Genomic DNA, 14,889 nt, shown 5'->3' with positions numbered 1-14,889 from the left:
GGGCTGTATCATAATGTATATATTTATACATTATGATACAGCTTTTTATATTTTTAATAATTTATTAAAAATTAATTATTAATAGGCAAATTAGTAATTAAAGCACTATAAAAATATTAATTTATTAATAAAATGTTGAAATTGCAATATAATTATATTATAATATACATAAATTAATATAAAATGATATAAATTAATATAAAATAATATAATATAAAATAATATATAATATTTCAATTAAATAATGTTATGTTTTGTATTTATATAATGTAAAATATATGGTTTTATATTAATATGAAAGATTTAATGTTAAAAAATATGAATGATCAAGGGGGATTTTTATGAAAAATTTAAAATCTAAAATTGTAATTATGTCATTACTAATTATAGTTATGATTACAACAGTTATTAGTGCAGGGTGTGGAAAGGAAAAGAGCAGTTCAAGTAATCAGAATACAGTAACACCGTCAACAAGGACTGTAGTTGATGGTAATGGAAATAATGTAACAATACCATATAAAGTTGATAGAATAGCAGCAGGTGGAGCTTTAAATCAGGTAGTTTTATTAGTAGGTGGAGCAGATAAACTGGTAGCAACAGCAGAAGGCGTGCAAAAGGGCTTTTTCCCTAAAGTGTATCCTAGGATAAAAGAAATTCCTGCTGCATATACAGGTTCAGGAGGCGGGACATTAAATGTAGAAACTATACTTCAAACAAATCCTCAAGTAGTTTTTGGTGGTACAACGGGTTTGGCAGACCAGGAAAAGTTAAAAGAGTCTAAAATAGCATTTCTAGGATTAAAGCTAGAAACTCCTGAAGATATAAAAAATACTGTCAGTATGGTGGGAAAAGTTCTTGGAAAAGAAAGTGAAGAAAGAGCTAAAAAATTTAATGAATACTATGATAACAATTTGAAATACGTTAGAGATAAAACAAAATCAGCTGCAAAAGTTAAAGTTTTTGAAGCTACTGGTTCACCTAAAGGGGCAATTACTACAATAGCAGCCAATGATATAAATAGTTCATACATAGAAGCAGCTGGAGGTGTAAATATAGCAGCAGAAAAATTTCCTAGTGCTCCAGCTAATTCGGCAAATATAAGTGTCGATTTTGAATTTTTATATAAAAATCAGCCAGATGTAATTACGGTCAGAAGTAGAGATATGTACGATTATATTATGAATCCTAGTACTCCAAATCAATGGCAGTCACTAGAAGCTGTAAAGAATAAAAAAGTCTATCTTGAAGCTAAAGGAGTGTATCTATGGTCTGTAAGAAGTGCTGAAGGTGCATTACAACCTTTATGGCTTGCAAAAAATCTTCATCCAGATTTATTTGAAAGTCTAGATATTAAGGCAAAGACAAAAGAGTATTATAAAACTTTTTATGATTATGATTTATCAGATTCTGATTTAGATGGAATATTAAACCCTAAAAGTTAAATAAATATTGGAAATGGTATTCCACAATCTACTAAAATATATTGTGGAATACCATTTTTTATTTTTACATTAATAAAAATAATTATTAGAGATTTATATATTAGGTTTATTAAAAAATATATTTGATGAATTATTGGAGTTTTCATTATATGAAAATATATTTTGATTGAATATATGAACGATTGTTAATAATTAAATTTTTAAAATAATTTGAAATAATCTAATAAATTTGTTATATTAATAATATAAACTGTGTAAAATAGTATAAAAAAACTTATCTCATAAGTTTAAATCTCTATCGAAACAAATTATATGTTATTTTTAAAAACAGCATATAATATAAATTAGTTAAGTATAATAGTAATCAAATCTCTATTCAATTCTATGGGTTATAGAAATTAAAAAATGGAATAGGTATTTTGACTTTGATATAGAAAGAAAATTCAGAAAATTGAATGTTCTCAATTCACACATTTTCTAGTAATGTCATAAACTATCAATACAGTGTTCTTTATTGTAAATGAAAACGACTAAACCGGTTTTTACAGATAATTATCTTAAAAATATAATTTATTTAAAATGAAAAATGAAAGGGGATCTTAATTAAAAGGAGGATGATTTATGAAAAATAATTATGAACTAGAAAACAGAAATTGGCATAGTATATCTTCGGAAGAGGTAGTAAATCGTTTAGAAACAAGCATTTCTGAAGGAATAACAGAAAAAGAGGCTGAAAATAGACTTGAACAATTTGGTAGAAATTCGCTTCCAGAAGGAAAAAAAGAAAATTCTTTAATTAAATTTCTAAAGCAATTTAATGATGTGCTTATTTTTGTACTTTTAGGCTCTGCATTAATAACTGCATTTTTAAAACATTTTATTGATACTGGAGTAATAATTGCAGTTGTGGTTATAAACGCAATTATAGGTTTTTTCCAAGAAAATAAGGCAGAAAAAGCACTTGAAGGAATAAAAAATATGCTTTCTCTTAAGGCACATGTGGTAAGAGGTGGCAGGAGAATAGAGATGGATTCATCAGATTTAGTCATTGGTGATATTGTCATACTGAATCCTGGAGATAAAATACCAGCTGATATGAGACTTGTTAAAGCTATAAATCTGAAAGTAGAAGAATCTGCGTTGACAGGTGAATCAACTTCTATAGAAAAAAATGTGGATATTATTGATGAAAATTCAGCACTTGGAGATAGAATTAATATGGTGTTTTCTGGTACTTCTGTTAGTGCTGGTACAGGTATTGGTGTGGTAACAGCCACTGGTAAGGATACTGAAATTGGTAAAATTAATAAGATGATGGCTGAGGTAAAAAAAATAACAACACCACTTATTAAGCAGACATCAAAATTTGGAGAAACTGTATCAATTTCCGTTGTAGTCATATCTATATTAATATTTATTTTTGGTTTTATTTTTAGAAATTATGGATCAAAAGAGCTATTACTTTCAGTTATAGGTCTTGCAGTTGCAGCGATACCAGAGGGACTACCAGCAATCTTGTCTATTATTCTAGCTATTGGAGTAGAAAATATGGCAAAGAGAAAAGCTATAATACGTAATTTACCTTCTGTTGAGACATTGGGATCTGTTTCAGTAATATGTTCTGATAAAACCGGTACACTTACAAAAAATGAAATGACAGTAAAGTCAGTAGTTACCAGTGATTCTCATTATAATATTGAGGGAAATGGTTATTCACCACGGGGAAGAATAATCAACAATGAAAAAGAAGTGGATATTAAAAGTGAAAAAACATTAAAAAATACTCTGTTGTGCTTTAAAACTTGTAATGATGCACATTTAGGAAAGGATACTAATGATGAATGGTCTATTAAGGGAGATCCTACAGAGGGAGCTTTACTGACTTTAGCTAAAAAATCAAATATAAAGTTGGATAATCTTGACAGAGAAGCCACTATACCTTTTGATTCAGAATATAAATATATGGCTACATTAGTTAAATATAATGGAGAAAATATAGTTTATATAAAAGGAGCTCCAGATAGGTTATTTGACATTGCTGAAAAAGAAGAAAATAAGGATGGACAAAGAGATTTTAACAGAGCTTATTGGGAAAAGCAAATGAAAGATTTTGCAAGTTCAGGTAAAAGAGTTATAGGTGCTGCATATAAAAAAGTGCCTAAAGATGTAATATCCATAGATCATTCCGATTTAAATGGGGAAATAGTATTTTTAGGATTGGCAGGAATAATTGATCCACCTAGGGAAGAAGCCATTGAAGCTATTAAGGAATGTACAGAAGCTGGCATAACAGTAAAAATGATTACCGGAGATCATATTGAGACTGCTAAAGCCATTGGTAAGCAAATGGGAATTACAAATGCAGAAATGGCTTTAGAGGGAAAAGAAATTGAAGCTATGGATGATGATGAACTAAAAGAAGTAGCTGTCAAATATAATATATTTGCAAGGACAAGTCCAAATCATAAATTAAGATTAGTAGAAGCACTGCAGCGAAAAGGTTTAATTTGTGCTATGACTGGTGATGGTGTCAATGATGCACCAGCTCTTAAAAGAGCAGATGTAGGAATTGCAATGGGGATAAAGGGAACAGAAGTTACAAAAGATGCTTCTGAAATGGTTCTTGTGGATGATAACTTTAGGACTATTGTTAATGCTGTAGAAGAGGGAAGAAGAGTATATGATAATCTTAAAAAAACTATTTTATTTATACTTCCTACTAATGGTGCAGAAGGATTTTTAATAATGGCAAGTATTCTTTTTGGAACACTTATACCACTTACACCAGTTCAAATACTTTGGGTAAATATGGTTACTTCTGTAACAGTATCTATGGCATTAGCTTTTGAGAAGATGGAAAAAGGAGCTATGAAAAGACCGCCAAGGAACTCTAAGGAACCTCTTCTTAATGGGTATTTTATATGGAGAATAATATTCGTATCAGTACTGATTGGTGGGGGAACACTGTTTATGAATGTCAATCTCATAAACAGAGGATATGATTTAAATGAAGTTAGAACTATAACTCTTCATACAATTGTTATTACCCAAATGTTCCATTTATATAATAGCAGAACTATAAGAAACTTTGCTTTTAATAGAGACTTTTTTACAAACAAAGCGGTATTTATAGTATCAGGACTACTTGTATTATTACAGCTTTCAATAACATATATACCATTTATGAATGAAATTTTTGGGACAATTTATATGAAACCTTCTCATTGGGCTTTTCCTATATTGATGGGAATAGGAGTATTTATTATTATTGAAATAGAAAAATTTATTATGAGAAGAGTTGATAAAATAAAAGAAAATAAATAATATAAGGGGGCTGCTAAGAAAATTTAAATATTAGCAGCTTCTTAATTATACATATTTTTATAAGTAACTAATGTAATGTTACTTGATTATCTTTTGTATTTTTATATAATTAAAATAAAGATTTAACACAACTAATATATTGATAAAAAGTGAGTTTAATTATGGAACATAAACGTAATAGATTTTTATATGGAATTATTATAATTATTGTAATTATTTTAGGATTATATTCACAAAAAATTGATGGCAATATACCATATTTTATAAAAGATTACTTAGGTGATTCTCTTTGGTCATTAATGATTTTCATTGGATTTACTTTTATTTTTAATAGAATGAAAACTATAAAAATAACAATTATGGCTTTAATATTTTCTTTTATAATTGAAATAAGCCAACTTTATCATGCTGATTGGATAGATGGTATAAGAATTACAGTTTTAGGTAGACTAGTGCTTGGTTCCACATTTTCATGGAGTGATTTGATAGCCTATATTATAGGAATAATATTTGGACTTATTATTGATGAGATGATAATATTAAAAAAAATCGATAAAGGGTGATTTTATGAATAGATATTTTATTAAAGTTTATGGAAGAGTTCAGGGCGTGGGTTTTAGATTTAACACTGAATATTTAGCGGATCACTTTAGTTTAACGGGATGGGTAAAAAATTGTGACGATGGAACTGTAGAGATAGAAGCACAAGGGCAAGAAGATGATATAGAAGCATTTAAAATAAAAATTCAACAGGGAAATAGGTTCATAAAGGTAAAGGATGTCTATTTAAAAAAGATAGATGTTTTATATGAAGAAAAATCCTTTAGAATCATTTATTAAAAATTGCGATATTAGTTTGTAGATATAAGTAAATTTTTAAATGTAGATAATAAGATATAAATTTACTTAGTGGAGGATTTTTATAATGTTAACAATAATAGCGGCAGTAGCAAAAAATAATGTTATAGGTAAAGATAATAAATTATTATGGAATTTGCCAGAGGACTTAAAAAGATTTAAGGAAATTACTAAAGGTCATACAATAATAATGGGAAGAAAGACCTTTGAGTCCCTGCCTAAAATTTTGCCTGATAGGCATCATATTGTAATTACAAGAAATAAAACATTTAAGGTGGAAGATGATAGGGTAACTGTAATTAATTCTATAGAAAAACTTATGAATTTGATAAAAAAAGATGAAGAATATTTTGTCATAGGTGGTGCTGATATATATAATCAGCTTTTACCTTATGCAGAAAAGATGTATATAACTGTTTTAGATTATGAATTTGATGGAGATGCTTTTTTCCCAGTTATAGATAGTAAATTATGGAGAGCTATAGATAGTGATAAGCAAATCAAAAGCAGCAAAAGTTCTTTATTTTATAGATTTATTACATTTAAAAGAATTAGTGATAATAAGAAATGAACTGATTATGTGCTATATTGACATTTATAAAAAGCTGTGGTATATTTTCACTAATATATTTTCCTATGATTAGAGTCTGTAATATTTAATTTCCTAAAGTGACTTTATTATATAGGAACTTTGAGAATGATTGATTTAGACAATTTTACTAAATGGAAATCTTAATATTTAAGCAAATGCTAACTGGAAAACCAGAGGCTTTGTGTGGAGTAATATAATTCCGCTCAAAGTCTTTTTTTGTTCTTAAAATTTAATAAGATTATATTTTAAAATATAGAAAGGAAGAAATAAGTATGAGTATTAATTTAAAAGATACTGCAGCACCTCTTAGAGAAAAGAGATTAGGTTCCGTTTCAGGATATAGCGGTGATGCTGAAGAATTATATAAAAAATCTCATGATGGTAGTTTGAAGGATATAGATAGATCTTTTTCACAATGTACTTCCTGTAGTGCAAATCAAGTGAAAAATCAGCTTGTATATATACAAGATGCTGCGGTGGTAGAACATGGCCCAGCAGGTTGCAGCGGAGATATACCAAATAGAAATATGGTGGGAAGATCAGGAAGAAAGAAAAGAAAGCTTCCCATTAGAAATCTACACTATATAAACACAAATTTAACTGAAAAAGATACAATATATGGTGGTGCAAAAAAATTAGAGCTATCAATAAAAGAGGCCAAGAGGAGATTTAATCCTAAAGCAATTTTTGTAACCACTACTTGTGCATCGGGAATAATTGGAGATGATGTGGAAGCTGTATGCAATAAAGCAGAAAAAGAAATAGGTATACCAGTTATTACTATAATTTGTGAAGGCTTTAGATCTAAGATTTGGGCATTGGGATTTGATGCTGCTTATCATGGAATACTTAGAAAAATAGTAAAACCAGCTGTAAATAAAAGAAATGATCTAATTAACATAATTAACTTTCAGGGGAAAGATATTTTTACAGAACTTTTTGGAAGACTAGGACTTAAAGTAAACTATCTTGTTCCTTACACTACTATTGAACAACTATCACATATTTCTGAAGCTGCTGCTACCGTACAAATATGTGCTACTTTGGGCACTTATTTTGCAGCAGGGCTTGAAGAGCATTTTGGAGTACCAGAAGTAAAATCACCACCACCTTATGGAATAGCTGGTACAGATGCTTGGTTTAGAGAACTTGGGAGGATAGTCCATAAGGAGGACGAAGTTGAAAAGCTAATAGCTGAAGAGAAGGACAGAATAGCCCCTAAGCTTACAGAATTGAAAGAAAAATTAAGGGGGAAAAAGGTATATATAGGTGCCGGAGCTGCCCATGGACATGGAATGATGTCTATAGTTAAAGAATTAGGCATGGACCTTGTAGGAGGTTGTACTTGGCATCATGATGCTAAATTTGATAATAGCGACGAAAGATCGGACAGTTTAAAACATGTTGTGGATAATTATGGAAATTTTAAGCTGTCGATTTGTAATAAGCAATCTTTTGAACTAGTTAATAAATTGTATAATTTAAAGCCGGATTTATTTATAACAAGGCATGCTAGTACCATATGGGCAAGTAAATTAGGTATTCCTTCTTTAGAAATTGGAGATGAACATTTTGCTATAGGTTATCAGGGATTATTAAATTATGGAGAGATTATCTTAGATACTATAAGTAACTCTATGTTTGTAGAAAATATTGCAAAACACAGTAAACTTCCCTATACAGATTGGTGGTTAAAGCAAAATGCCTTTAAATTTTTGGGAGGTGAAGTTTAATGAGTGAAATAATACTTCAAGAACCGAGACATTTTTGTGCACTAGGTGCTCAACAGACAGTTATTGCTATAGAAAGAGCTATTCCAATTGTACATGCAGGTCCAGGCTGCAGTGCAAAACTTACTACGGCCATGGCTTCTTCTGGAGGAAATCAAGGCTCAGGGTATGCAGGTGGAGATTCTATACCTTGCAGCAATTTAATTGAAAAAGATGTGGTATTTGGTGGCGAAAAAAAATTAAGAAAGCTTATTGAAGGAACCTTAAAAGTTATGGATGGAGATTTCTTTGTAGTACTTACTGGATGTATTTCAGATATAGTGGGAGACGATGTGGGCAGCATAGTAAAAGAGTTTGCTGAAAGAGGAGTACCTATAGTATATGCAGAAACAGGAGGATTTAAAGGAGATGCCTATAAAGGGCATGAATTGGTTTTAGAGGCCATAATAAATCAATATTTGAAACCTTCTGAGGAGAAGATTAAGGGACTTGTAAATGTATTTGCATCAATACCAACTCACGATCCATTTTGGGAAGGTGATTTGAATGAAATTAAAGAATTACTGAAAAGTATTGGATTTCAAGCAAATATACTATTTGGTCATAATAGCGGAGGTATAAATGCTATAAACAACATACCTAAGGCAGAATTTAATCTCGTAGTTTCACCTTGGATAGGTTTAAAGTCAGCTAAGCTTTTAGAGAAAAAGTTTGGAACTAAATATTTACATTATCCAGTACTTCCTGTAGGAGGAGTAGAAACTAGTAAGTTTTTAAGAACGGTAGCTGATTTTGCTGGAGTTGATAAAGAATTAGTGGATAAGATTATTGAGGAAAAAGAAGAGGAATTTTATCATTATTTGGTTCGTTCTGGTGAACTTCTTGTAGCATCAAGGTATGAAGTGCCAAAAAAGTTTTTCATAATAGACGACTCTTCTTATACTCTTGGATTTACTAAATTTTTGGTTAATGATTTAGGACTTTTACCAGGGCATCAATTTATTACGGAAGATGTACCAGATCAGTTTAAAGATAATATTATAGAATATTTCAAAGACTTTGATAGGGGAATAACTTCTGATGTAACTTTTTCACAGGATGGTGGAGTTATAAATGAAAAATTGAGTAAATATGAAATTAATACTTATCCCTTAATACTGGGAAGTTCCTGGGATGTAGACATAGCTAATGAAATAAATGGATTACATTTAAGTGTAGGACTTCCTATAACAGACAGGCTTATATTAAATCATACCTATGTAGGATATAGAGGTGGACTGAATTTAATTGAAGATATCTATACTAAGCTTTTATCTTTACAGATTTAAAAAATTTATGTTAAAAACAAGAATGAGTAAGTAAGTGAAGATGCTGATATATAAAATGTTTATATAATTGTTATATGGGATTTGTCCTTATTTAGATGGACTTTAATCATTTATAATTATATTACTTTGTTAAAAAGCACTATGAAATCAATGGATTACCATTGATTTCATAGTGTTTATGTTTATATGTTAATTTGGATCTAAAAATAATTTATTAACTTTCAATTATTTTAGAGTATTTAGAATATTAAATCATAGTTATTGATTTTTACATGTATTTCAATCTAAGTACAATTCATATAAGGCCTGTGTTCCAAGATCTTCTTTACCTTGCTCTATAAGCTTGTCATAAAGCTTTTTTGAAAGGCTTAAGGCAGGAGTGTCCAGTCCCATGGCAGCAGCTTCTTCTAATGCTATTTTCATATCTTTTACAAAGTGTTTAATATAAAAACCAGGTGCATAATCACTTTTAAGTATACGTGGTGCATAGGCATTTAATTGCCAGCTGGCAGCACCACCGGTACCGATGGATTTTAAAACAGTTTCTGAATCAAGACCGGATTTTTTTGCATATACTAAGGCTTCACACACTCCCATTATATTGGAAGCTATAGCTATTTGATTACACATTTTGGTGTGCTGACCAGCACCAGCGCTACCCTGAAGAACTATATTTTTACCCATTAATTGAAATATTGGTTTTAAATTTTCAAAGGCTTCCCTGTCTCCGCCTATCATTATGGATAAAGTACCTTCAGCTGCACCTACATCTCCACCTGATACTGGGGCATCTAAAGCAAAAATTTCTTTTTCCTTTGCGGCATTATATATTTTCTTTGCAAGAGATGGTTTGGAAGTGGTCATGTCCACAACATAGCTGCCTTTTTTTATATTATTAATAATTCCATTTTCTCCTAGATATACTTCTTCCACATCTTTTGGATAACCTACTATAGTTATAACTATGTCTGAATCTTTAGACAGTTCAGCTACAGAATCTTTCCAAATTGCACCTTTATTAATTAAAGCTGATGCTTTAATTTTAGTTCTGTTATAAACTGACAGCTTATAGCCACCATCTAATATATGAGAAGCCATAGCAGATCCCATTACTCCAGTTCCAATAAAGCCTATATTTATATTTGACTTTGACATATTAAAAATTCTCCCCTCTTATTTAAATATCATCAATTTAATTATAGGCATTGTTTGTTATTTATACAATGGGAGTATGAAATGTATATTAAAGAAAATACATGAGAAAAGTATGGTTAACAATCTTAGTAATATTTACAATAACTATTTGTTTTATCTGGTTGCTTATAAAGATATAATAGAAGCTAAATAGCTGAAAGTTCAAATAATAATACAAATAATAATAATTTTGAAAATATTACAGATAATATAAGTAAAGAAAAAGAGTTTAATGTAGATGATGAATTTCAAAAATTAATTAATTGGAGGAATACTTATATGGAAATTAAGAAGGCAAATATGGAAAGTTTAGATATATTACTGGAAATAATTAAACTTGCAGTAGCAGATATGCATGAACAAGGAGTATATCAATGGGATCATACTTATCCTAGTAAGGACATAATAAGTGATGATATAAGAGAAGAAAATCTTTATATGTATGTAGATGAAAATATTATTAAAGGATTTATTGTATTAAATGAATATCAAGATAAGGAGTATGAGAAAGTACAGTGGAAATGTACACAGGGAAAGCAGTTAATCGTTCATAGATTGTGTGTCGGTCCTAAATATAAAGGTAAGGGCATAGCTACAAGGCTTATAGAATATGCAGATATATACGGGAGGGATAATAATTATTCATCTATACGTTTGGACACATTTATAGATAACAAACGTGCTCGCAGATTGTATGAAAAAGAAGGTTATAATATGGTAGGTGAATTAAACTTCAGGCTGGGTACATTTTGCTGCTTTGAAAAGCCAATTGAGAGAGTTACAACTTATATATAGTGTTATGTAAATATCTATTATAATCAAATAAAATATAATATAATAATTATAAAGATTATAAAGGAGATTTTTATATGAAGTATGAAGGAATTGTATATAGACCACCCAGTGAGGCCTATAGTTTAATTGTTCAAGTAACTATAGGATGTGCACATAATACCTGTAGTTTCTGCAATATGTACAAAGATAAAAAATTTAGAATAAGAACATTAAAAGAAATAGATGAAGATTTATTAGATGCCAGAAATCAATATGGTCATGTAAAACGTATATTTTTAGCAGATGGAGATTCACTGGTATTGTCTATGGATAGTCTTAAACATATACTGTTGAAAATAAAAGAATTATTTCCTGAATGTGAAAGGGTTGCAGCTTATGCCACCCCAAAGGATATATTACGAAAAACTAAAGAAGAACTTAAAGAATTAAAAAGTTTGGGCTTAGGTATATTGTACATGGGGATAGAAAGTGGAAGTGATACAATATTAAGAGAAATAAATAAAGGAGTTATTTCTTCTGAAATAGTAAAAGCAGGACAAAAGGTTAAAGATAGTAGTATAAAGCTGTCTGTTACTTTTATTTCAGGAATAGGCGGAAAAGATAAATGGAAAGAAAATGCTCTAGAGTCTGCAAGAATAATAAATCTAATAAATCCAGACTATGTTGGACTTCTAACTCTTATGGTGGAACCAAATACAAAAATGAATGAGCAGGTTAAAAATGGTAAGTTTAAACTCTTAAATCCAGAAGAGGTAATATTGGAAACAAGAGAATTGGTCAAAAATATAAAGGTAGACAATTGTATTTTTAGAAGCAATCATGCTTCAAATTATTTCTCTCTAGGGGGAACATTTCCTCAGGACAAAGAAAAATTAATCGGTGCCATTGATGATTTATTAAGAGGAAAATATGGGTACAAGCCTGAAAATCTTAGAAGATTATAGTATAATCTATATGATATAAATTATAAGGAGAGATTATATGACAAAAATTAAAGTTTGTAAACACACAGTAGACTATAATAAGCTGATAAAGGAATTAAAAAACAATAATATGGATTTTGAAATTAGGGGTTGTGTCCATAAATGCTCAAAATGTAAAGAAAAAGTTTTGGTAAAAAGAGATGATGAATATATATCAGCAAAGACTGTGGAAAAGTTGATATTAAAATTAAAGGATAAAAATTAGTTTGGGTAAGACAAAAAAGACCTCTTGCAATAAAATAGTTTTTATTTAAAAGGTATATTAAATAAAGAATATATATAGATAAAAGATGATTTCCGTATTGAATGGAAGTCGTCTTTTTTAGTTCTATTGAAATATCTATGGTTATTATAATAATCTAAGTAATTATTAATTTTGGATTTTAGGTTTTCGCATGTAGAGGAATACTTAATTTTATATATGCTATAGAAATAAATGATATTTTTATAGCATATATATTATTTAATAATAAATTATATGGGAGCTCAATATAAGTGGATATGCATAAATTAATACTTATATATATTATAAAATGGAGGAATATATGTTATATGTATATGATTTTGTAAAGATATTAACTGCCTGTATTTTAGGGGGACTCATAGGATATCAAAGGCAAAAAAAAGGCATGTCTATGGGTATGAGGACACACATTATTGTATGTGTTAGTGCTACTTTAGTACAAATAATATCCGTAGATTATAATATTTTAAATAAAAATAATTCAGATGTAATGAGATTAGGGGCACAGGTTATATCTGGCATTGGTTTTTTGGGAATGGCAAGCATTATAAAAGAAGGTGGAAATATTGTAGGATTAACTACAGCTGCAAGTGTGTGGTTTATTGCTTGTGTTGGTCTGGCGGTTGGAAGTAGTATCTATATTCCAGCTGTAATTTCTACATTAATTGTGTATTTTATCCTCAGAGATATATTTAAGATAGATAAAAGAATAAAAAAGATTAAGGAAAATGAAAATACTTATGAACTTCATATAGTATTGGATGGAAGTATAGATGGCAATAATAAAATAAAGACAATTTTTAGTATAATGATGAAAGAAAAATTTAAGATTTGTGAGATGGATGTAAATAAAGATGATGACAGTAATATAAAACTCTACATAAATGTAGTTTTATCTGTAGACAGAGATCCCAGCAGTATATTTATAGATTTACTTAAATATGAATACATTAAAAAAGTAAATATGTTATAATTTGAAAGAATTGTAGTCTATTTTTTTATTTTTGTAGGAATATGATAGATTTAGCTTGAATATTTGAAAGAATGTGTTATAATTGTTTCATAGTACGCTTGCAAAAAATAGATTTGTAGAAATATGGTTCATCAGATATTAATATTTAATATTAAAGGTGAACCAAAATGTTTGATTTTAATGTAAAGGATTAAAATTAAATGTTTTATATCATAAATTATAGGTTGGAGGAATACAATGAATAAAAATTTAAAAAATATGATAATTGTTTTTATAGGTTTCTTTTTTTTATCTTTATTTTCTAATACTTTATCACCTTTTATAACTACAATAAAAAGTACCTATGGAGTATCAAACGATCTTATTGCAATATTGCCGCCAGTAGTTTACTGTTCTTCTTTTATAATGAGTATAGTTAGTGCAAGATTACAAAATATGATGACCCTTAAGAGAGGATTGCATGTGGGATTTTTATTTGCAGCTATTGCTAGTATTGTAATTTTGGTTTCAAAATCATTTTATGTACTTTTAGTTGGATATTTTATATCAGGACTAGCAGTTGGTATGGGGACAGTATTTTTAACTACCACACTTTCATTACTTCCTAAAGAATATCAAAAATTTAGTTTAGGTCAAGCTTGTTTTGGATTAGGTGGAATTTTAATTTTACCTATAGATAGATTTATTTTAAAAAATAATATAGCTTTTAATTATACCTATATTATACATATAATCTGCGTGATTGCATTTATTATAATATCTTCAAAAGTTGAAGTTAATGCTCCCTGTGAAAAAGAAGATAGATGTGTTAATACTTTTTCTATATTGAGAAATCCACTGGTTTTACTATTGTCTCTTGCGATTTTCTTTTATGTAGGAGCAGAAATATCAACAACTAACTGGACAGGAACTTTTCTTGAAAGCTATTATGGTCTTACCAAGGCTGAAGTTCCAGGAATTTTATCTAGTTTTTGGATTCTATTTACTGTGGGAAGAGCTATGGGAGATAAAATCTTAGAAAAGGTTGGAACTTTGAGATTTCTTTCAATTTCACCTTTAGTATCAATTTTAGGAATATTTATAATTTTATCAGGTAACACTAAAATTCAATCATTAATAGGTATTGCTGTTATTGGGTTATCCATGTCTTTAGTGTATCCAGCAATTCAAGGATATGTTATACAGCATGTGGATAGTGAATATGTACCTGCAGCTTCTGCAATTGTAACAATTTTTAATAATCTTGGAGCTACATTTTTAACATATATTATAGGCTTTGCTGGAGGAATAAAAGTTAGTTATGTATTTATAATTCAGATATTCTTCTATGCATATATATTTATAGTAGCTTTACATTATTTGATTTCAAAAACTGGTAAGCGACAATTAAGTTAATAAAAGTTTTAAAAAAGGATTTAATATTAAA

Annotated in this window: 13 protein-coding genes; 12 read left to right on the top strand and 1 reads right to left on the bottom strand. The window is 29.1% G+C overall.

Features of this window, described 5'->3' with window-relative positions; genetic code table 11:
- Positions 1-341: 341 nt before the first annotated feature.
- The 7 genes from CLPA_RS10690 (at position 342) to CLPA_RS10660 (ending at position 9,274) form a co-directional block, all read left to right on the top strand.
- Positions 342-1,442, top strand: coding sequence for an ABC transporter substrate-binding protein (locus CLPA_RS10690; protein ID WP_003441821.1), 1,101 nt, complete (start codon positions 342-344; stop codon positions 1,440-1,442).
- Between the two features lie 621 nt (positions 1,443-2,063).
- Complete coding sequence (locus tag CLPA_RS10685) at positions 2,064-4,766, top strand: cation-transporting P-type ATPase (RefSeq protein ID WP_003441824.1); 2,703 nt, start codon at positions 2,064-2,066, stop codon at positions 4,764-4,766.
- A 161-nt stretch (positions 4,767-4,927) separates the two neighbouring features.
- A complete protein-coding gene (locus CLPA_RS10680; protein ID WP_003441827.1) occupies positions 4,928-5,329 on the top strand; it encodes a ribosomal maturation YjgA family protein in 402 nt (133 codons plus the stop codon).
- Positions 5,330-5,333: 4 nt separating this feature from the next.
- Positions 5,334-5,606, top strand: a complete 273-nt coding sequence (locus CLPA_RS10675; protein WP_003441831.1) for an acylphosphatase — start codon at positions 5,334-5,336, stop codon at positions 5,604-5,606.
- Between the two features lie 85 nt (positions 5,607-5,691).
- Positions 5,692-6,195, top strand: coding sequence for a dihydrofolate reductase (locus tag CLPA_RS10670; RefSeq protein ID WP_003441833.1), 504 nt, complete (start codon positions 5,692-5,694; stop codon positions 6,193-6,195).
- A gap of 293 nt (positions 6,196-6,488) precedes the next feature.
- Positions 6,489-7,949, top strand: coding sequence for a nitrogenase component 1 (locus CLPA_RS10665; protein WP_003441835.1), 1,461 nt, complete (start codon positions 6,489-6,491; stop codon positions 7,947-7,949).
- Positions 7,949-9,274, top strand: a complete 1,326-nt coding sequence (locus CLPA_RS10660; RefSeq protein ID WP_003441838.1) for a nitrogenase component 1 — start codon at positions 7,949-7,951, stop codon at positions 9,272-9,274. Before CLPA_RS10665 ends, CLPA_RS10660 begins: the two co-directional genes overlap by 1 nt.
- 279 nt (positions 9,275-9,553) lie before the next feature.
- Here CLPA_RS10660 and CLPA_RS10655 read toward each other — a convergent pair whose 3' ends face one another.
- The gene (locus CLPA_RS10655; RefSeq protein ID WP_003441840.1) at positions 9,554-10,429 is read right to left on the bottom strand and encodes an NAD(P)-dependent oxidoreductase; all 876 of its coding nucleotides are present in this window, start codon (positions 10,427-10,429) and stop codon (positions 9,554-9,556) included.
- Between the two features lie 318 nt (positions 10,430-10,747).
- On the opposite strand from CLPA_RS10655, the gene CLPA_RS10650 reads away from it, so the two are divergent.
- The 5 genes from CLPA_RS10650 (at position 10,748) to CLPA_RS10630 (ending at position 14,858) form a co-directional block, all read left to right on the top strand.
- Positions 10,748-11,263, top strand: coding sequence for a GNAT family N-acetyltransferase (locus CLPA_RS10650; protein WP_003441842.1), 516 nt, complete (start codon positions 10,748-10,750; stop codon positions 11,261-11,263).
- Positions 11,264-11,337: 74 nt separating this feature from the next.
- Positions 11,338-12,207, top strand: coding sequence for a radical SAM protein (locus tag CLPA_RS10645; protein ID WP_003441847.1), 870 nt, complete (start codon positions 11,338-11,340; stop codon positions 12,205-12,207).
- Between the two features lie 37 nt (positions 12,208-12,244).
- A complete protein-coding gene (locus tag CLPA_RS10640; RefSeq protein WP_003441850.1) occupies positions 12,245-12,451 on the top strand; it encodes a hypothetical protein in 207 nt (68 codons plus the stop codon).
- A gap of 340 nt (positions 12,452-12,791) precedes the next feature.
- Positions 12,792-13,463, top strand: coding sequence for an MgtC/SapB family protein (locus CLPA_RS10635; protein WP_003441853.1), 672 nt, complete (start codon positions 12,792-12,794; stop codon positions 13,461-13,463).
- Between the two features lie 237 nt (positions 13,464-13,700).
- Positions 13,701-14,858 (top strand): MFS transporter, encoded by a 1,158-nt coding sequence (locus CLPA_RS10630; protein ID WP_003441856.1) that lies wholly within the window; start codon positions 13,701-13,703, stop codon positions 14,856-14,858.
- The last annotated feature ends 31 nt before the right edge of the window (positions 14,859-14,889 follow it).

This window comes from Clostridium pasteurianum DSM 525 = ATCC 6013, assembly GCF_000807255.1.
Taxonomy (GTDB): Bacteria; Bacillota; Clostridia; order Clostridiales; family Clostridiaceae; genus Clostridium_I; species Clostridium_I pasteurianum.
This window is presented reverse-complemented; position numbering and strand designations above follow the sequence as displayed.